The 18,732-nt window shown below is 60.6% G+C and carries 17 protein-coding genes and 1 tRNA gene; 16 read left to right on the forward strand and 2 right to left on the reverse strand.

What is annotated here, in order from left to right; all coding sequences use genetic code 11:
- From KTJ78_RS11095 to KTJ78_RS11140, 10 genes are all read left to right on the forward strand, one after another.
- The coding region (locus tag KTJ78_RS11095; protein ID WP_217135754.1) for an LAVTG motif-containing sortase-dependent surface protein at positions 1-355 on the forward strand (355 nt) is incomplete at its 5' end.
- A 135-nt stretch (positions 356-490) separates the two neighbouring features.
- Positions 491-1,303, forward strand: a complete 813-nt coding sequence (locus KTJ78_RS11100) for a DUF5819 family protein (RefSeq protein ID WP_217135756.1) — start codon at positions 491-493, stop codon at positions 1,301-1,303.
- A complete protein-coding gene (locus KTJ78_RS11105; protein WP_217135757.1) occupies positions 1,293-2,324 on the forward strand; it encodes an HTTM domain-containing protein in 1,032 nt (343 codons plus the stop codon). Before KTJ78_RS11100 ends, KTJ78_RS11105 begins: the two co-directional genes overlap by 11 nt.
- A gap of 247 nt (positions 2,325-2,571) precedes the next feature.
- Positions 2,572-4,416, forward strand: a complete 1,845-nt coding sequence (dnaK, locus tag KTJ78_RS11110) for a molecular chaperone DnaK (RefSeq protein ID WP_217135759.1) — start codon at positions 2,572-2,574, stop codon at positions 4,414-4,416.
- Positions 4,417-4,418: 2 nt separating this feature from the next.
- Positions 4,419-5,039 (forward strand): nucleotide exchange factor GrpE, encoded by a 621-nt coding sequence (locus tag KTJ78_RS11115; protein ID WP_217135760.1) that lies wholly within the window; start codon positions 4,419-4,421, stop codon positions 5,037-5,039.
- Complete coding sequence (locus KTJ78_RS11120; RefSeq protein WP_217135762.1) at positions 5,032-5,973, forward strand: DnaJ C-terminal domain-containing protein; 942 nt, start codon at positions 5,032-5,034, stop codon at positions 5,971-5,973. The genes KTJ78_RS11115 and KTJ78_RS11120 overlap by 8 nt, the downstream gene beginning before the upstream one ends.
- A gap of 60 nt (positions 5,974-6,033) precedes the next feature.
- Positions 6,034-6,471, forward strand: coding sequence for a heat shock protein transcriptional repressor HspR (locus tag KTJ78_RS11125; RefSeq protein WP_217135764.1), 438 nt, complete (start codon positions 6,034-6,036; stop codon positions 6,469-6,471).
- Positions 6,472-6,479: 8 nt separating this feature from the next.
- Complete coding sequence (locus tag KTJ78_RS11130) at positions 6,480-7,634, forward strand: class I SAM-dependent methyltransferase (RefSeq protein WP_217135765.1); 1,155 nt, start codon at positions 6,480-6,482, stop codon at positions 7,632-7,634.
- Between the two features lie 174 nt (positions 7,635-7,808).
- Complete coding sequence (locus KTJ78_RS11135) at positions 7,809-8,981, forward strand: glycosyltransferase (protein WP_217135767.1); 1,173 nt, start codon at positions 7,809-7,811, stop codon at positions 8,979-8,981.
- 5 nt (positions 8,982-8,986) lie between these two features.
- Positions 8,987-10,228, forward strand: a complete 1,242-nt coding sequence (locus KTJ78_RS11140) for a glycosyltransferase (protein WP_217135768.1) — start codon at positions 8,987-8,989, stop codon at positions 10,226-10,228.
- A 71-nt stretch (positions 10,229-10,299) separates the two neighbouring features.
- Here the strand turns inward: KTJ78_RS11140 and KTJ78_RS11145 are convergent, their stop codons facing one another.
- Complete coding sequence (locus tag KTJ78_RS11145; protein ID WP_254259638.1) at positions 10,300-10,929, reverse strand: CHAP domain-containing protein; 630 nt, start codon at positions 10,927-10,929, stop codon at positions 10,300-10,302.
- Between the two features lie 311 nt (positions 10,930-11,240).
- Between KTJ78_RS11145 and KTJ78_RS11150 the strand changes: the two genes are divergently transcribed.
- Positions 11,241-11,325, forward strand: a tRNA-Ser gene (locus tag KTJ78_RS11150).
- A gap of 522 nt (positions 11,326-11,847) precedes the next feature.
- Positions 11,848-12,360: a GNAT family N-acetyltransferase gene (locus tag KTJ78_RS11155; protein ID WP_217135770.1), complete on the forward strand. Its 513-nt coding sequence runs from the start codon at positions 11,848-11,850 to the stop codon at positions 12,358-12,360.
- Positions 12,361-12,572: 212 nt separating this feature from the next.
- Here KTJ78_RS11155 and KTJ78_RS11160 read toward each other — a convergent pair whose 3' ends face one another.
- Positions 12,573-14,024: an amino acid permease gene (locus KTJ78_RS11160; RefSeq protein WP_217135772.1), complete on the reverse strand. Its 1,452-nt coding sequence runs from the start codon at positions 14,022-14,024 to the stop codon at positions 12,573-12,575.
- Positions 14,025-14,258: 234 nt separating this feature from the next.
- Between KTJ78_RS11160 and KTJ78_RS11165 the strand changes: the two genes are divergently transcribed.
- The 4 genes from KTJ78_RS11165 (at position 14,259) to KTJ78_RS11180 (ending at position 18,695) form a co-directional block, all read left to right on the forward strand.
- Positions 14,259-15,455 carry an AI-2E family transporter gene (locus tag KTJ78_RS11165; protein ID WP_217135773.1) on the forward strand — a complete coding sequence of 399 codons (1,197 nt, stop codon included), beginning with the start codon at positions 14,259-14,261 and terminating at the stop codon, positions 15,453-15,455.
- A gap of 135 nt (positions 15,456-15,590) precedes the next feature.
- Positions 15,591-17,537, forward strand: coding sequence for a glutamine--fructose-6-phosphate transaminase (isomerizing) (gene glmS / locus KTJ78_RS11170; protein ID WP_217135776.1), 1,947 nt, complete (start codon positions 15,591-15,593; stop codon positions 17,535-17,537).
- 5 nt (positions 17,538-17,542) lie between these two features.
- Positions 17,543-18,157: a CueP family metal-binding protein gene (locus tag KTJ78_RS11175; protein WP_217135778.1), complete on the forward strand. Its 615-nt coding sequence runs from the start codon at positions 17,543-17,545 to the stop codon at positions 18,155-18,157.
- 49 nt (positions 18,158-18,206) lie between these two features.
- A complete protein-coding gene (locus KTJ78_RS11180) occupies positions 18,207-18,695 on the forward strand; it encodes a YajQ family cyclic di-GMP-binding protein (RefSeq protein WP_217135781.1) in 489 nt (162 codons plus the stop codon).
- Positions 18,696-18,732: the final 37 nt, after the last annotated feature.

An 18,732-nucleotide genomic window follows, 5' to 3' on the forward strand; every position in this document is an offset into this window, starting at 1 on the left:
GGTTGACACGGTTGACACGGTTGACACGGTTGACACGGTTGACACGGTTGACACGGTTGACACGGTTGACACGGTTGACACGGTTGCTGATGCTGATGCTGATGCTGATGCTGATGCTGATGCTGATGCTGATGCTGATGCTGATGCTGATGCTGATGCTGATGCTGACGCTACCGATAACGGTGCAGCAGACGGTGGTAGCCCGGCGAAGCCAGGCAACGGTGGAAAGGGGCAGCTACCCAACACTGGTTCGGCGCTCACTCTGCCGATCGCGGGCGCTGCTCTTCTCGTCCTTCTCGCTGGTGCGGCCGTGCTCATTGCACGTCGCAACAAGCACGAGGAAGAGCTGAGCTAGCTCAAAAAATAAACCGGGCTGGGGCTCTTGGCGGGTCCCAGCCCGGTTTTACACGCGGTGATAGCTCATCATTACACAAGCTGCAGGGGTAGCCGTTGCTGATAGGCGCGGCACGGTACAAGGGATAAGGGAACGATGTCAAAGGATTTGAGATCAAAACAGCGCAGAGGCGGTGGTGAAGCTTCGGTATTAGCTACGAGAGTCTCGGCAGTTACTGCGATGGTGCTTAGTCTCTTGGTCATGGTCGGTACGGTGATCATGGTTTTGCCTGCTGGCACGCCTATGAAGAAGGAATTGCAATCGGTGGCCTCCCCGTACTTTTCCCAGACATGGCGGGTTTTTGCGCCGAATATTATGAAGGCTAATTTTTCGCTTGAGATGCGAGCTCAGTGGTTTGATGACGATGTGATGGTGAAGTCAGACTGGGTCTCCATTACAGATCTCGAGACCAAAGTTGTTCCCGGCAACGTCATACCCTCTCGCATTCAAAAGAGCAGCTGGAACCTCAGTCAAACATTTCGTAAGCGATTCAATGCTCTCGACGATGAGCAGAAGACTCGTGTCAAAGACACCTTTATTCAGAGAGGTGAAGAAGGGTTCGAAGCGATCCCTAGCGAAGAGCTCATCGCAGAACTCGGCAAAAACGACGCTAATGTAATCCGTTTCTTGCGCATGGACTACATGACAATGCGCTATCTCTCGTTCTATGCGAGAGCAGGCTTCGGCAAAGACATAGAACGGGTCCAGTGGCGCATTGTGCTTGATCGCCCGAATGATTTTACCCATCGCTTTGATGACGAGAAGCAGTTTAAGCCGACGGTGACGACCTTTGGGTGGCGTCAGTCAAACGTGCGTGCCCCCAAAGTCGTAGTCGACGAATACCGTGCGGTGATACACCGTATGGGGGCAGAAAGGTTGTTTAAGGAGGCGGCTGCGAATGGTCAATAATTCACTCTTTGATCGAGCTGTTGCGTGGTTTACCGACCGGCAGCACAATTTGCGAAGCTTTTCGATGCTGCGCATTCTGTACGGTGTTGGGCTGTTGGCGATGCTTCTCTCAAGCTCAGCTGAACGTGCATTGCTCTGGGGGCACGCATCGTTATGGGTAGATCCAGAGGCGAAACGACGGGGTTTTCACACCTTCGACTTCATTTTCACGAAGTCATCACCAGTACTGTTTGACATAGCGTTTTTCGGCCTGATTCTTGTTGTGGCGCTCTTTATTGTTGGCTGGCGCACCCGCATAATGACGTTCGTTTTGCTGGTGATGCTCGTCTCGCTACAAGCAAACAATCCATACGTGCTAAACGGCGGTGATACGCTCATGCGCATCACGCTCTTTTTCATGCTTTTTGCAAACCTTGGCGAGTTTTACTCGTTAGACGCGAGGCGTCGTGCAAAGCAACGACGCGCAGGAAAAGTAACACGTGCCTGGTTGCCAGCGCACGTGTCGAACGCGGCGCATAACGCTGCTTTGATACTGGGCTGTTTTCAAATCATTGTGGTCTATGTCACATCAGGGGTCTGGAAACTTCTGGGCGATGAGTGGCTCGATGGTACCGCGCTCTTTTATGCGTTAAGGCTCGATGTGTTTATGGCGTACCCAATGGTTAACGAATTCATTTGGCAGTCTTCGCTCGTAATATATGTCGCGACCTTTATTGCCCTGTGGGTACAAACGCTCTTTCCGCTCATGCTTCTGTGGCGGCCCACGAGGATCTTTGCCCTGGCGAGCCTGATTTTCATGCACCTGGGTATCGCTGTTTTGTTGGGGCTCTGGCCGTTCTCGCTCGCGATGATCGCTCTCGATATGTTGTTCGTGCGGGATGCGTCGTGGGTTAGTGCTTTGGCGTGGGTACAACGCAGTAAAGCGTTCAACGCAGCCCGTGATGCCCGAAATCGCGCCATGCTCGCTATGAAACGTAGCGCCAGCGCTCGAAAGGCTGGCCGACACAAGCCTGTGCTGTAGGGCCCTGCCCACCGCACCTCCAAGCCGAGACCACCTGCTTCAACCCCCATCCCAATTCCCGAAGCAGGTGGTCTCTTTTATGCATTCACGAGCCGGGATGGAGCGAAGTTGACCGCTCATTGAATCCTGAACATTGAGTGTGAGTGACTCAAGTTTTGCGTGACGAGCTTGACATGGCCCCGGCGATCTGTAAACTTGAGTTCATCAGGCTCAACTTTAGATTTTCTAGCATGAAGGAGAAGCACATATGTCACGTGCAGTAGGTATTGACCTCGGTACCACGAACTCGGTCGTGAGCGTTCTCGAGGGTGGCGAGCCCACCGTTATTGCCAACGCAGAAGGCTTGCGCACCACCCCCTCGGTCGTTGCGTTTACGAAAGATGGTGAGGTGCTCGTTGGTGAAACCGCGAAGCGCCAGGCCGTTACGAACGTTGACCGCACGATCGCTTCGGTGAAGCGTCACATGGGTACCGACTGGACCCAGCAGATCGACGACAAGAAGTACACCCCACAGGAGCTCAGCGCTCGTATTCTCATGAAGCTCAAGCGCGATGCAGAGTCGTACTTGGGCGACAAGGTGACCGATGCGGTCATCACCGTTCCCGCATACTTCAACGACGCTGAGCGTCAGGCGACGAAGGAAGCTGGCGAGATTGCTGGCCTCAACGTGCTGCGTATTATTAACGAGCCAACCGCTGCGGCACTCGCTTACGGCCTCGACCGCGGTAAAGAAGACGAGCTCATTCTCGTGTTCGACCTCGGCGGCGGTACCTTCGACGTTTCGCTGCTTGAGGTGGGTAAAGACGACGATTTCTCGACCATTCAGGTTCGAGCAACCTCGGGCGACAATCGCCTCGGTGGCGACGACTGGGATCAGCGCGTTGTCGACTGGCTCATCGGCCAGTTCAAGAGCTCAACCGGTGTTGACGTAGCGGGCGACAAGATCGCGCTGCAGCGCCTCAAGGAAGCCGCTGAGCAGGCGAAGAAGGAACTCTCGAGTTCAATGAGCACGCAGATTCAGCTCCCCTACCTCTCACTCACTGAGAACGGGCCTGCAAACCTCGAAGAGACCCTTACTCGTGCGAAGTTCGAAGAGCTCACGAAAGACCTGCTCGAGCGCACCCGTAAGCCCTTCGAAGACGTGATTAAGGAAGCCGGCGTTAAGGTTGGCGACATCGCGCACGTCGTGCTCGTTGGCGGTTCAACCCGTATGCCTTCGGTGACCGAACTCGTGACCAAGCTCACGAACGGTCGCGAGCCCAACAAGGGTGTCAACCCCGATGAGGTTGTTGCTGTCGGTGCCGCACTGCAGGCCGGCGTGCTGAAGGGCGAGCGTAAAGACGTTCTGCTCATCGACGTTACCCCGCTCTCACTCGGTATCGAGACCAAGGGTGGCCGCATGACGAAGCTCATCGAGCGCAACACGGCTATTCCGACGAAGCGTTCAGAGACCTTCACGACGGCCGATGACAACCAGCCTTCGGTATCGATCCAGGTGTTCCAGGGCGAGCGAGAGTTCACCCGCGACAACAAGAACCTCGGTACCTTCGAGCTGACTGGCATTGCCCCGGCACCCCGTGGCGTTCCACAGATCGAGGTCACCTTCGATATTGACGCGAACGGCATCGTTCAGGTATCGGCCAAGGACAAGGGCACTGGCACCGAGCAAACCATCACGATTTCTGGTGGATCATCGCTGTCGCAAGACGACATCGATCGCATGGTGCGCGAGGCCGAGGAGCACGCTGAGGAAGACAAGCAGCGCGCCGAGACGCTCGAGAAGCGTAACGCGGCCGAGAACCTTGCCTACTCGGTAGAAAAGCTCATCTCAGAGAACGGCGACAAGCTTCCTGAAGATGTGAAGACCGAGGTTCAGGGTGACCTTGACGAGCTGAAGCAGGCGCTCGCTGGCGAAGACGAGGCTGCGGTTCAGACCGCCTTTGACAAGCTCAACGAGAGCCAGGGCAAGCTCGGCCAGGCCATCTACGAGGCCGCACAGCAGGAGGCCCCAGCGGCTGATGCTGAGGGCCAGACAGACGAAGAAGACGTTATCGACGCAGAGGTTGTCGAAGATGACGAGGAGCAGAAGTAGCCATGACACAGCACGAGGATCTCACGCCGGAGAACGGCGAGAACCCCTCAGCTGAAGAGCAGCAGCCAGGGTCGGGAGCAAGCGCTCCCGGCCCTGAGCCGCACTCGGCTGAAGAGGGCGACCTGACCGTCGAAGACATTCTTGGCGCTGAGCAGAGCGCAGAGGCTAAGGGCGAGGGTGCGGCAGCTGACGAAGCGACCGAGGAAGAAAACCCCTACCTTGAAGACCTTCGTAGGCTTACCGCCGAATACGCGAACTACCGTAAGCGCACGGAAGACAATCGTGAGCTTGAAGAGCAGCGGGCGAAGGCTAAGGTCATCGAATCACTGCTCACCGTGCTCGATGACCTCGATCGCGCAGAGGCCCACGGCGATCTTGTCGAGGGCACCGCGTTCCTCACCATCGCGCAAAAGATTCGTACCACGCTCGAAAAGCAAGGGCTCGAATCGTTCGGTGAGAAGGGCGAAGCCTTTGATCCGCAGCATCACGAAGCTATCGCGCAGGTGCCGGTTCCCGGCGCAGAGTCAGAGACGGTTCTCGATGTTGTGGAACGGGGGTATCGCATCGGCTTGGTCGAACTTCGCCCCGCGAAGGTTGCAGTGGCGGTGAGTGCCGATGGCTAGTCAAGATTGGCTTGAAAAAGACTTCTATAAGATGCTCGGTGTCTCAAAAGATGTGAGTGATGCCGAACTCAAGAAGGCCTTTCGCAAGCTTGCCAGGAAATACCACCCCGACTCGAACCCTGACGATGCAAAAGCAGAGGCCCGGTTCAAAGAAATCAGCGAAGCCTACGATGTGCTGAGCGATGCCGAACAGCGCGAAGAGTACGACCAGATTCGTGCGATGGGCGCCGGTGGTGCACGATTCACCTCGGGTGGCCAGGGCTTTGAAGACATGTTTGGCGGTCCCTTCGGGGGCGGTGGCGGGCACTTCTCTTACCAGGGTGCCCCGGGTGGCTTCGAAGATATTTTTGGTGGCATGTTCGGTGGCGGGGGCGCTCGCGCCCCACAGCGCGGGCGAGACATCGCGACTTCAACCGTGCTCGATCTGGAAACCGCGGTTGAAGGCTCGACCCTGACGCTGCGCACCTCGACGGGAGAGAGCACGCGGGTGCGTATTCCCGCCGGTGTTAAAGACGGGCAGAAGATCAAGGTGCGGGGCAAGGGAGAACCAAGCCCCGACGGCGGGCCAGCAGGCGACATCATTCTCACGGTCACGGTGCGCAAGCACCCGGTGTACCGGCGTGAAGACAACAACCTGAGGCTCACCGTTCCCATTACCTTCACCGAGGCCGTGCTCGGCGCCACGATCGAGGTGCCAACGCTTGGCGGTGGTTCGGTTAAGCTGCGAGTGCAGCCGGGAACCCCGAGCGGGCGCGTGCTGCGCGTCAAAGGTCGCGGTGTGAAAACATCGAAGGTCACCGGTGACCTGCTCGCAGAGGTGCAGGTGGCCGTTCCGGCTCATCTCACGAGTGAGCAGCGCAAGGCGCTTGACGCCTGGCATACGGTTGAACCCGAAGAAGATCCGCGCGCAGACCTTGTTTCGCGAATGAAGTAACCACTGTCGGTGGCCCTCTTGTCAGGGCCACCGACACCACACACGTAAGGGAGGTGCACCATGGCACAGCGTAAGAAACTCGTGGTCGATAAATACAGCCCCGTGTTTGCCGTCGGTGCTGCTGCAGAGCTCGCTGAAATGCACCCCCAGACACTGCGCCAGTATGACCGTATTGGCCTCGTTGTTCCCGGTCGCACAAGCGGCGGAACAAGGCGCTACAGCCTGCACGATATTGAGCGACTGCGGCAAGTCGCGAGCTACTCAGCCGAGGGACTCAGCCTCGAGGGTATTCGCCGAGTGCTGCAGCTCAACGATAAGGTTCGCGGCCTCGAAGAACGGGTTCGCGAGCTCGAACAGGCCCTCGCTCGCGAGATGCTCAAACACCCAGAACGGCGTGTGTTTGCTGCCGGTTCAGAGGGTGAGGTCGTCACGCTCAGGCGCGGCACCCGAACCCAGCGTCGCGCCGAGGTCGTTGTCTGGCGACCCGACCGCGGGTGATCGTAGCCGTGACGATTGACTACGAAGCGCTGCGGCGTGAGCCTGACCTTGAGGCCCACGATCTCATCGCGTATGACGCAACCGACCAACTGCTCGTCCAGCGGGCAGTTGAACTGCGTGACAACTTTTCTGGCGAGAAACCCGGTGACACCGTTGTTATCGGCGAACGCCACGGTGCCATAACCCTCAGCCTCGTGCTGCCCAAAGAGCAGGGCGGGCACGGTCTTAGCGGGGTGCGAGTGTTTCAGGACACCCTGCTCAACGAGCGTGCGCTCATGCGCAATGCGGCAAGGCTTGGACTCGAGGGCGAGCTCCCCTTCACGCATGAGGAGCTCGGCCGTGACCTGGTCAAAGGCGCGAAGACCGTGCTCCTGCAACTCCCCAAGTCACTCGACGAACTCGCTGAAATCGCCTACTGGGTCGCGACGAACGCCGACCCAGAGGTCACCCTCATCGCCGGGGGGCGAGTGAAACACATGACCCTCGCGCAAAACGAGGTTCTCTCACGATTCTTCACCACGGTGCGGGCCGAACGCGCCGAACGAAAATCGCGACTGCTCATCGCGACGGGGCCGGTCGATGACCCGGCCGATCCGCCGTTTCCAGTGACGGGGGTCGATGCCGACCTACCGTTTGCACTGCATGCATACGGGGCAACGTTCGGTGGGCCGACACTCGACCACGGGAGCCGGTTGCTGCTGCGACACCTCCCAGAGATCGCGCCAGATGTCACACGCATCGTCGACCTCGGCTGCGGTAACGGCTCGCTCGCGGTCGCTGCCGCCCTCGCCAGGCCGACTGCGCAGGTGCACGCGACCGATCAGTCGTGGGCCGCGGTCAACGCGACGAAAGCGACCGCCAGGTGGGCCGGGGTCAGCGACAGAGTGACGGTCACGCGCGCAGACGGGGCCGAGGCGGTCGGCGACGGCTGGGCAGAGCTCATGGTCGTGAACCCACCGTTTCACGCCGGCCAGGTGGTTTCGGAGGAGATCGCCAGAACCCTTATCAGGGGAGCCGCGAGGGCGCTGGCTGAGGGGGCAACCATACTGGTCGTCTATAATTCACACTTAGGGCATCGCGCCGTTATTGAACGTGAAATAGGCCCAACACAGCAGGTAGCGAGAGACCGCTCGTTCACCGTTGTGCGGGCAACGAAGCGTTGAAGAGTGAGGCTTTGGTCTCGCTTTCGGCCATGCCGTCATCCGCGAGTATGAGGCAGCCCGAATATCGCTAGTACCTAGGTACCAAGAATGGCTGGTCGGTGCACTTTTCGACGTGAAAGCAGTGCGACCGAACTACACTGAAAACGATTCAGTAGCCTAGTGCAGGAGAAATTTTTGGCCGCTTTACCCACCGACCGCCCGCTGCGGGTGCTTATCGGTTGTGACACGCTGACCCCCGACGTCAACGGCGCTGCGCGCTTTACCGAGCGACTCGCGGCAGGCTTGAACGAGCGCGGCGTCGAGGTGCACCTCATGGCCCCGGCTCCGAAGGGCGTGCGGCCCGGCGTGCACTACGAAACGATCGAGGGAGTCGAACTTCCCGTGCACCGTATCAAGAGCCAGAAGCTCTGGGGGCACGAGTGGGTTCGCTTCGTGTTTCCGTGGCGTGCAAAGCGTGAGGCCAAGCGCGTGATTGACGCGGTGCAGCCCGACGCGGTGCACATTCAGTCGCACCTGCTCATCGGCAGGGGGCTCGCTCGCGAGGCACACGCTCGCGGCATTCGCCTGCTCGCGACAAACCACATCATGCCCGAGAACATTCTCGACCCGAAGACTCCTAAGTTTTTCAGCGTTCCGCTGCTCAAATGGGCGTGGTGGGACGAGGGGCGGGTGCTCTCACTCGCCCAAGAAGTCACGACGCCAACCCGCAAGGCCGCCGATTTTCTTGAGCGCAATACCTCGCGCCGCGGTGTGGTTCCCGTGAGCTGTGGCATTGACCAGGCGAAGTACCGCGCAAACTTTGAGCCTCGTGGCTCGCAGCGCATCGTCTTCGTCGGGCGGCTCAACCAGGAGAAGCAGATCGACACGATTCTGCGCTCGCTCACGCACATTCCCGAAGACCTCAACGTGCACTTCGATATCGTTGGCGGCGGCGATCAACGAGAGCCTCTCACGGCGCTCGCGAACGAACTCGGCGTCGCTGATCGGGTTGTCTGGCACGGCCTGCTGCCCGACGATGAGCTACGGCTCACGCTCACGAACGCATCGATCTTTACCATCGCCTCAATTGCCGAGCTGCAGTCGATCGCGACGCTCGAGGCCATGGCATCGGGGCTCCCCATCATCGCGGCCGACGCGATGGCGCTGCCTCACCTCGTCGAGGTGGGCAAGAACGGCTACCTCTTCACCCCGGGCGATGACCGGCAGCTCGCAGCGCGCATCACCGAGATTCTGCGTCTCGACCAGCCCGAATTCGAGGCGATGCAGCGCTCGTCACTCGAGATGGTTAAGGCTCACGACATCTCGACAACTCTCGACACCTTCGAACGCATGTACCGGGGCGAGTAACGCCCGTGCACATTCTGATCGTCACCGACCAGCACCCCGACACCATCGGGGGCGCTCAGGTGTCGATTCGAGTGCAACAGACTTTTCTCGAGCGTGCGGGGCACCGCGTCACGATTGTCGCGCCAAGGCTCCTCAACCCGGGCGAAGCGAAAACTACGACGCCAGGCGTTATTGAGCTCCCGGCAATGCCCATCACGAGCGATAAAAGCTACGGCGCAAGCTGGCCGGGGCAGGCCTCGGTGCGACGGGTGCTCAGGCGTCTCGAAGCCTTGCCTCCCGTCACGCTCGTGCATGTGCAGGGCGACTTTTGGGGTGCTCTTATCGGTTACCAACTTGCGAGACGGTTGAACGTGCCCGCGGTCAACACGATGCACAATAATCTTGACGCCGGAACGCGGGCCGTCACGCCCTTTGCGCCCGCGGTATTCTGGGCGTTGCGAGCGGTGCGGCGCTGCGTGCTTGGCAGGCCGCGCTGGCCGGGTCGTCAAACCGTGGCTGCTCGCCGCCGCCCGAAGCCCCGCGGGGGCTGGGCCTACCTCGCGCAACTCGCTGCTGACTCGAATGCAGTGGTTGCGCCTTCGCGACACTTCGCGGGCGACCTTGAACGAGCGGGTGTTCCCGGCCCCTTCGCGGTCATCGCGACCGGCGTACACGACGATCTTGTTGACGAGATCAAGGCTGAGAGCTTCTCGCGAGGCCCCGGCGTGCGCATGCTGTGGTGCGGGCGAATGAGCCCCGAGAAGCGTCTCTTCGAGATGCTCGAGGCCTTCAGGCTGTTTATTGCGGCGGGAGGTAGCGCGCACCTCGTGGTCGTTGGTGCAGGCCTGCAGTACGAACAAGCGGTGCGCTTTGTGCGCGAGCACTCGCTGGGCGATCTCGTGACCTTTACGGGTGCCCTCTCACACGAGCAAACGCTCGCCGAGATCTTTCGAGCCGACGTACTCGTGCAAACCTCACGGGGCTTTGAAACGCAGGGAATGACCCCCTATGAGGCCGCGCTGCTCGGTACCCCGACGTTGTACTGTGACGCCAACATTGCGTCTGCGGTCGACGTTGCGCCGGCGTGGATCGAACCCAGCGGATCGGCGCAAGAGCTCGCCGCGGTTCTCGCGACCGCCGCGACAGAGATCGCCTCTGGCGCTCCGGGTGAGATGCGCGTGCCCGAGCTGCTCACCGAGGGGATGCGCCAGTCAAGCCGAACCGAAGAGATGCTCGAGGTATACCGGGCGTTGTGCGAAAACGCGTAACGTAGCGCGCGAAGGTACCCAGCTCCGGTACGGTTCAGGCGCTGGTGCCTGCGGTGAGAAAGGTGCGCGGCTTAGAAGCGCCAGGGCACAGCTTGGAAGCCTGCCGGAGGAATCGGAGTCCAGTTCTCCTTCTTCGTCACGAGACCTGAACCGTAGGGGTTGTTCGACTCGATGATCGTGAAGGTGCCGTCATCGTTGACCTCGGTAACGAGAACGGTGTGAACGCCCATGACCCATGCGTTGGGGGCCTGCAGGTTTTCGTACTGGATGATGTCGCCGGGCTCGACCATGTCGAGCGTGAGGCGAGCTGCGCCAACGTAGTTTGAAACGGGTGTACCGCTGCCGGTCCACTGTCCGCCGCCTGCGTGCACCCAGCGCTTTGCTGAGATGATGCACTCGCCAGGCTGGCTCCAGCCGGTGGGGCGGCTTGTGCCGACCTCGGCTTCTGCCGCGGCGATCGTCGCCTCGACGTTGTAGCCGTGGCTTGGTGCAGAATCAATGTCGACAACTTCAAGCATGGTGTCGAGGTCGTGTGACTGCGTGAGTGACGCTTCAGTGTTGAGCTGCTGGCCGATAGATGCGAGTACCTCGGTACTCGTGGCTGGCTCCATGGGAGAAGCGAGAGCTGGTGTAGCGCCGAGAGAAACCGTCAGTAGTGAGACGAGGGAGACAATGAATGTCTTACCAGTCTGTTGCTTCAAAAGTTGTTCCTTCGGTTGCCAACAAGAAAAGTCCAAGTAAATTGAACCTTCCCTAGTATGCGTTACCGTACCGTTATAAAGCAAGTTGTCGACGAAACTCACAGGCTTTGGTTGCGCGTACTGCGACTTCCCTATGGTACCCGAATTGCCGCTTCCGTGCTCGTTTGGCGGGCTCGAGGGTAGCTTCGATGGCTTCGCGGCCGGCTTTGGCGCCCGAGTCGGTGCCTACGCGCGGCCCTTGACGCTCGGCCCAGACAGGGCGCTTGCCGATCGGGTACTATTGCTCAAGTGCCGGTGTTCGCATCGGTTCAGGAGGATTCGCCTAGCGGCCTATGGCGCACGCCTGGAACGCGTGTTGGGTTCACGCCCTCGAGGGTTCAAATCCCTCATCCTCCGCGTAACGAAGAAAGCCTCTGAGAAATCAGGGGCTTTCTTTTTTGCCCAAAACTGAGATAAACAGTAGGAAGTACAGGCATCAAACACCCCACAACGAAGGTCGGGTTCAAATCTCCGCAGGTGTACTCGTAGCTGTACGTGCAAGTGTGTGTGCGTGCGATCATTAGGGTCGCTATCCCGGGCCCTTAGCCGAGGCTCAGCCGCACTTCCTCTGTGACGTGACCGAACTGCGATCGTACTCGCCCCATAGGTTCCACATCTGAACTTCATTTCTGGAGCGCGCTCAACACGGGGCTGGCGCGCACAGTGTGGTCACTTTCCACCTCGAGTGGTCAAAAAGTGTCGAAAATTCGAGAAAAATCGACACTTTTTGACCACTCGACGAGTGCGAGGGGAGGAGCGAGCGCGAAACGAGTGCGAAACGAGCGCGAAACGGCTCAGAAACCAAGAAAACAGCGAGACACTGTACTTCTGTAGAAGCGGTTACTCGCTCACACCTCCGCACACTGCTACAACAGAGATATGACTTACGAGACGCACATCGGCCACCTGAGCAGCATGAGTTCCGAAACACTCTACGAGGTACTGCGGCTGCGCACCGACATCTTTGTTGTTGAGCAGGCTTGCGCTTACCCAGAGCTCGACGGGCGAGACCTCGAGCCCGAGAGCAAGCAGGTGTGGGTGACCGAGGGTGGAACGGTTGTCGCGACGCTGCGCATTCTGCGCGACCCTGAAGCCCTGCGGATCGGCCGAGTCGCAGCACACCCGAGTGTGCGGGGCCTGGGCGTTGCAGGCCGCATGCTTGAGTTCGCCATCGAAGCGGCGAGCACAGAACCGGCGAGCACAGAACCGGCGAGCACCGGAGCGGCGACCACAGAACCGGCTGGCGAGGATCCCAAGCTGCCCATCGTGCTCGACGCCCAAGAACCACTCGAAAGCTGGTACGGCCGCTACGGGTTCGTGCGCGACGGCGAAACGTTTCTCGAAGACGGGATTGCACACGTGCCGATGCGGCGTGACCCGGTTCTGGCTTGACCCTGGCAGAGAAGCGCGAGTGGGCGTGCAGTTCAGCATCCGCTAGCAGCTCGTGACAGGGAGCGCACCGCAGACATCGCCAACAGGTGGGGCGCCGCAGGCGCATCGGCAGGGAACGCGCCGCGACGCCGCCACACAGCAGCGGGGCCCCAGCGAACCAGTCGCCGGGGCCCCGCACCGTGCGGCGCGCTTCAGTGTGCGCGCAGGAGCGTTTAGTGCTTGCCCTCTTCGTCCTCTCCGAAGCCGGGCAACGTCACGGCCTGCGTGAGTGGCCTGCCCTCGCGGGTGAGCTTGCGCTTGCGCAGCTGCCACATCGCGATGATGATGACGAACCAGACGGGGGTGCAGAGCAGCGGCATGCGGGTGTCTTCGGCGAGCAGGAGCGTGAACGCAATGAACGCGAAGAACGCGAGAATGACCCACGGCATGATCTTGTGCAGCGGCATCTTGAACTTTGAGGCCTCGTGGCGCTCGGGGTGCATGCGCGAGTAACGAATGTAGCTCACGACGATCATGCTCCAGATGAAGATGATGAAGGCCGAGGCGACCGAGGTGACAAAGGTGAAGGCCTCCATGACCGTATCGCCTGCGAGCAGCAGCGGGATCGCAGTAAAGAGGAACACTGCCGAGAAGAAGACGGCCTGGCGGGGCACGCCACGCTCGTCGACGATGCCGAAGCGCTTGGGCGAGTGGCCGTCTTTTGCGAGGGCGAACATCATGCGGGTGCCCGAGTAGAAGCCTGAGTTCGCACTCGAGGCCGCCGAGGTGAGCACGACGATGTTGATGGCCATCGCCGCGACGCCGAAGCCCGCGTAGGCGAAGGTCGTGACGAATGGGCTCGCCTCGGGGTCGAGTTCTCGCCACGGCGTGATCGCCATGATGACGGTGAGCGCGCCGATGTAGAAGATGAGTACGCGCAGCACGATCGAGTTGATCGCCTTCGGCAGGTTTTTATGCGGATCGGCGGTCTCGGCCGCAGCGGTACCGATGAGCTCGACGCCAATGAATGAGAAGATGCCGAGCTGGAACCCGAGCAGGAAGCCCGAGGCGCCGAACGGGAAGAGCCCGCCGTCTGACCAGAGGTTCGCGAGCGAGGCTGCGGTGCCGGTGTCGGGGTTGTGGAAGCCCGTGACGAGCAGCACGATACCGGTGACGATGAGCGCGAGAATCGCGATGATCTTGATGAGTGAGAACCAGAACTCGAACTCGCCGAAGAACTTGACCGGCTGCAAATTGAGCAGGAGAAGGGCGAAGGCTGCGACGAGGGCGGGGATCCACGTGGGAATCGACGCGTTAATGTACGTGACGTAGCCGGTGATCGCGACGATGTCGGCGACGCAGATGACGACCCAGGTGAGCCAGTAGGTCCATGACACGACGAAGCCGGCGCCGGGGCCGATGAGGTCTTTGGCAATGTCGCCGAAGGTCTTGTAGTTGAGGTTCGAGAGCAGGATCTCGCCGAGCGCCCGCATGATGAAGAACATCATGCAGCCGATGACGGCGTAGATAAAGAGGATCGACGGGCCGGTTAGGCTGATGACCTTGCCCGAGCCGAGGAACAGCCCCGTTCCAATGGCTCCGCCGATCGCGATGAGTTGTAGATGGCGATTATGCAGGCCGCGTTGTAGCTGCTGCTCTGATGCTGGTTCTGTCGGTGCAGACACGTGAGTTACTCCAGAAATACTGTCTTACGGGGCTCAGGGTGGGCCACGTTGCTCGTTTGAGTCCGGTTTCGCGAAACAAACGTAGGAAAGTCTAACTGTTGTGTGCGCATTCTGAGAAAAGAGCGCGAGTGAAGAAACGGTAACCATTGTTTTAGTGCCCTGCCAACGCGCACGCACATGCGCAATAATGGGCAAAATGCTGGCGAAGGTTTTCGGGCAGGGGAGGAGCACAGAATGTGGTTGAGCAAGGGCGCGTCGCGCCGGAGGCACGAACGCGCAGCGGTGCAGCAGGCCGTGAAAGATGTCGCGAATGAGGCTCAAGAGGTGACCGATAAGAAACCGAGCGTGGGAGCGTTATGGGCTGACAGCTTCGGTGTGTTCGCGACCCGTGCGGTGCAAACCATCGTGATCGTAACCTTGCTCTTTGGCCTCATCTTTGGGCTGCACGCGCTCACGATGGTCGTCATTCCTGTGCTGCTCGCACTCATCTTTGCGAGTGCTTTCGCCCCGGTCATGCGCTGGATGCGTAGCAAGGGTGTGCCGAGCCTGCTCGCGACCCTGATCGTGCTGGCTGTCGTCGTGTTCGTGTTTGGTATGGTCGGCTGGCTCATGGTGTGGGCCGTGAAAGAAGAGTCAGACCAGCTCGTCGATCAAGCGACCGAGGGCTGGGAACAGGTCATGGCCTGGGTGCAAGACCTGCCGTTTGCCCCGACCGATCAGCAGATCAAAGACTTTCAAGACACGGTCATGGATTTTGTGACGAGCGCCTCGTTTGGTTCGGGAGCACTCGCTGGCGTCGGCGCCGTAACTTCATTCATCACGAGTCTCGTACTCATGGTCGTCATTCTCTTCTTCTTCCTGAAAGACGGCCCACAGATTTGGCTGTTCCTGATCCGCCCATTCCGCGGCTCACAGCGTGAGCGCGCGCACCGCGTGGGCGATAAGGCCGTGAGCACGCTCGGTTCGTACGTGCGCGGCACGGCGACCGTTGCCGCGGTTGACGCGGTCGGTATCGGTATTGGCCTCGCCATCGTGGGGGTTCCTTTGGCGCTGCCGCTTGGCGTGCTCGTCTTCTTTCTCTCGTTCATTCCGCTCGTTGGTGCGACGCTCGCCGGCATTCTCGCAGCGCTCGTCGCGCTCGTGTCGAATGGCCTCGTTGACGCGCTCATTGTCGTCGCCATTGTGATTGGTGTGAACCAGCTCGAGGGCAACTTCTTGCAGCCGGTGCTCATGGGCCGCACGCTGAAGCTTCACCCGCTCGTGATCTTGGTCGCGTTGACCATTGGTACGCTGCTCGGCGGCGTGCTCGGCGCGGTGCTTTCGGTGCCCATTACGGCCGTCGCGTGGGGCGTGATTCAGGTCTGGGACGGCAGCGACAAGCCCGCGAACTGGGCGAGAAAGCAGCCTGAAGAAGAGCAAGAGTTCAAGTAGCGCTTGGGCCCGTCGGGGCCTCATCACCGCACGAACTGGGGCCGGGGGCCAAGAAAACTTCGCATTTACTGTGAACTTTTGCCCCTGGCCCCGAATTTTCGGCCGAGAAGCGGATTCACGCAATACGCTTTTTTCATGTGTGGAATCGTAGGATACGTAGGTTCGAAAAACACGGTTGAACGGCTGCTGCCCGGTCTCGAACGACTGGAGTACCGCGGCTACGACTCGGCTGGTATCGCCGTTGTGCCCGAGGATCCCGGCGAACCAATCGCGCTTGAGAAACGTGCGGGCAAGCTGCGCGTGCTCAAGGAAGCGCTTGAATCTCACCCACTGCCCGCTTCGAGCGCCGGTATTGGGCACACCCGGTGGGCGACCCACGGCGGGCCCACTGATCAAAACGCGCACCCCCACCTCGATGAGAGCGGCAGGGTCGCGCTCATTCACAACGGTATCGTCGAGAACTATGCCGAGCTGCGCGAAGAACTCGTGACGGCCGGGGTGCGCCTCCTGAGCGAGACCGACACCGAGGTGGTTGCTCAGCTCGTCGGCAGGGCCGTCGTTGAGACTGGCTCGCTTGAGAGCGCCTTTCGGCTCGTCGTGCCGAGGCTTCGCGGCACGTACACGCTGCTCGCGATTCACCGGGGCGAGCCGGGAACGATCGTTGCCGCAAAGCATCACTCACCGCTCGTCGTGGGCTTTGGTGAGGATGAGTTCTTTCTGGGCTCAGACGTCGCCGCGTTTGTGAGCGAGACGACCCGTGCCGCGGTGATTGATGATGACCGTATCGTCGTGGTGACCGACGCTGGCATTCGGGTGACCGATTACGCGGGTGCCGCGGTCGAGCCCGAGCGCTTTGAGATGTCGTGGGACGCTTCGACGGCAACACGCGGCGGGTGGCCGTCGTTCATGGCCAAAGAGATCAGCGAGCAGCCCCAGGCGGTCGAGCAGACGCTCGTGGGGCGCGTGCACGAAGGTGCTGACGGTGCTGCCTACGTTGAGGTTCCCGAGCTGACCGAGCTCGGCGACGACGTGCTGCGGTCGGTGACGCGCATCATCGTCATCGCCTGTGGCACCGCCTCATACGCGGGGCACGTTGCCAAGTACCTCATCGAGAGCTGGGCGAGGGTGCCCGTCGAGGTGCAGCTGAGCCACGAGTTTCGCTACTCAGAGCAGATCATTACTCCCGAGACGCTTGTCATTTCGGTGAGCCAGTCGGGCGAAACAATGGACACGCTCATGGCGGTCAAGCACGCGGTCGCGCTCGGCGCGCGAACGATCTCGGTGTGTAACACGCAGAGCGCGTCCATTCCACGAGACTCAGATGCCACGGTCTACACCCATGCCGGGCCTGAGGTGGCAGTCGCATCGACGAAGGCCTACACGGCGCAGGTGACGGCGCTCGCGCTGATCGGCCTGCACCTCGCAAGAGTGCGCGGCGAATCGCACCCGCTCGTGGTTGCGACGCTGGCCACGCTGCCAGAGCTCGTGAAGCTCGCGGTCGAGACCCACGAGTCGGTTCGCTCGGTTGCTCATGAGCTGCGCGACACGACGTCGATCATTTTTCTTGGCCGCAACGTCGGCTACCCGGCTGCACTCGAGGCGGCGCTGAAAGTCAAGGAACTCGCGTACATTCACGCCGAGGGCTTCGCGGCGGGCGAGCTCAAGCACGGTCCCATCGCGCTCATCGAAGAAGGGCAGGTCGTCGTGGTCATTGTTCCCTCGAAGGATGCCGCGCCACTCATGCACGCCAAGGTGCTCTCGAACGTGCAAGAGGTGCGTGCGCGAGGTGCCCGCGTGATCGCGATCGCGGGTCACGGTGACGCGCTCGCTGCCGACGCCTGCGACGCGGTCATCGCGGTGCAGGAGGTCGATGTGGCGCGGGTCGCCGAGACCGCTGGCCTTGCCGGTGCAACCGGTGGCGATTCGGCAGCAGAACCGCAGCTCGTCGCTTCGGGCGCCGATCTCGCCGAATCTCTCACGAAAATTGTGCCGCTGCAGTGGCTAGCCCTCGAGATCGCCGCGGCGAAGGGGCTTGACGTTGACCAGCCTCGCAACTTGGCAAAGTCAGTCACGGTAGAGTAGTCGGCATGACAGTGACGAGCGTGAGGCCGATCAGGCTGCGTACCGCAGCGGTTGTCGCCGCCCTCGCGCTCGCCTTGAGTGGTTGCGCGGCAGGCGGCGAGGCAGGCGAAGGGCCGAGCCCGCAGGCTGTGGCTGAGCTCGAGACGTTCGGGCTTGAGGGGCTTGACGCGCGCGAGGCGATCACACGGCTCGACGCAATGACCGTTGCAGACCGCCCAGAGAACCTCTTCGCTTCGATCACGCCAGCCGAACTGCAGCTGACGGTCGCCGCGGGCGAACCCGGAGAAGAGGTCGTGGTGCTGCCCATGCCCGACGACGCGTTCTACGTCTCCATCGCGCCCTTTGCGACCCAGACGCACGAGTGCTTTTACCACTCACTCACGACGTGCCTCGGTGAGTTCGGCAACCTCGACGTCGATGTAACGGTGACCGACCGCGAGACAGGCAAGGTCGTCGAGCAGACGACGCTGACGACATTCGACAACGGGTTTCTCGGTCTGTGGCTGCAGAGGGGCTCGAGCTACGAGGTCTCGATGGTGAGCGAGAAGGGCGCGGGGAAGGTCGTGGTGGAAACCGATGATGACGACCCGACCTGCATCACGACGCTGCAGCTCAGCTAGAGAGACAACCCGCTCTGTGCGGGGCTGCGATCTGTCGTATGGTTATGGCATGGCAGATTCATCGTTTGACGTAGTAAGCAAGATCGACCACATGGAGGTCGAGAACGCGACCAACCAGGCGCGCAAGGAGATCGAGCAGCGCTACGACTTCAAGGGCGTCGGCGCCGAGGTCACGCTCTCGGGCGAGACGATTCTCATCAAGGCGAACTCTGAAGAGCGCGCACTCGCAGCCCTCGACGTGCTGCAGTCGAAGTTCATTCGCCGTGGCATGTCGCTGAAAACCCTCGACTCGGGCGAACCTTTCGCGAGCGGCAAGGAGTACCGCATCGAGTCGAAGCTTAAAGAGGGCATCGACCAGGCATCGGCGAAGAAGCTCAATAAGCTCATTCGCGACGAGGGGCCGAAGGGCGTCAAGAGCCAGATTCAGGGCGACGAGTTGCGGGTGAGCTCGAAGAGTCGCGACGACCTCCAAGCGACCATCGCACTGCTCAAAGAAGCCGACATTGACGTTGCGCTTCAGTTCGTAAACTTCAGGTAGCACGCCGCCTGAGCCGCCAGGCAACGCCCGGGTGCCG

Source organism: Leucobacter chinensis, from assembly GCF_019049105.1.
Lineage (GTDB): Bacteria > Actinomycetota > Actinomycetes > Actinomycetales > Microbacteriaceae > Leucobacter_A > Leucobacter_A chinensis.

Bases quoted from the DNA above. Each gene is read 5' to 3' on its own strand.
- KTJ78_RS11100 (WP_217135756.1), top strand. From the start codon at position 491: ATGTCAAAGGATTTGAGATCAAAACAGCGCAGAGGCGGTGGTGAAGCT.
- KTJ78_RS11105 (WP_217135757.1), top strand. From the start codon at position 1,293: ATGGTCAATAATTCACTCTTTGATCGAGCTGTTGCGTGGTTTACCGAC.
- dnaK (WP_217135759.1), top strand. From the start codon at position 2,572: ATGTCACGTGCAGTAGGTATTGACCTCGGTACCACGAACTCGGTCGTG.
- KTJ78_RS11115 (WP_217135760.1), top strand. From the start codon at position 4,419: ATGACACAGCACGAGGATCTCACGCCGGAGAACGGCGAGAACCCCTCA.
- KTJ78_RS11120 (WP_217135762.1), top strand. From the start codon at position 5,032: ATGGCTAGTCAAGATTGGCTTGAAAAAGACTTCTATAAGATGCTCGGT.
- KTJ78_RS11125 (WP_217135764.1), top strand. From the start codon at position 6,034: ATGGCACAGCGTAAGAAACTCGTGGTCGATAAATACAGCCCCGTGTTT.
- KTJ78_RS11155 (WP_217135770.1), top strand. From the start codon at position 11,848: ATGACTTACGAGACGCACATCGGCCACCTGAGCAGCATGAGTTCCGAA.
- KTJ78_RS11165 (WP_217135773.1), top strand. From the start codon at position 14,259: ATGTGGTTGAGCAAGGGCGCGTCGCGCCGGAGGCACGAACGCGCAGCG.
- glmS (WP_217135776.1), top strand. From the start codon at position 15,591: ATGTGTGGAATCGTAGGATACGTAGGTTCGAAAAACACGGTTGAACGG.
- KTJ78_RS11175 (WP_217135778.1), top strand. From the start codon at position 17,543: ATGACAGTGACGAGCGTGAGGCCGATCAGGCTGCGTACCGCAGCGGTT.
- KTJ78_RS11180 (WP_217135781.1), top strand. From the start codon at position 18,207: ATGGCAGATTCATCGTTTGACGTAGTAAGCAAGATCGACCACATGGAG.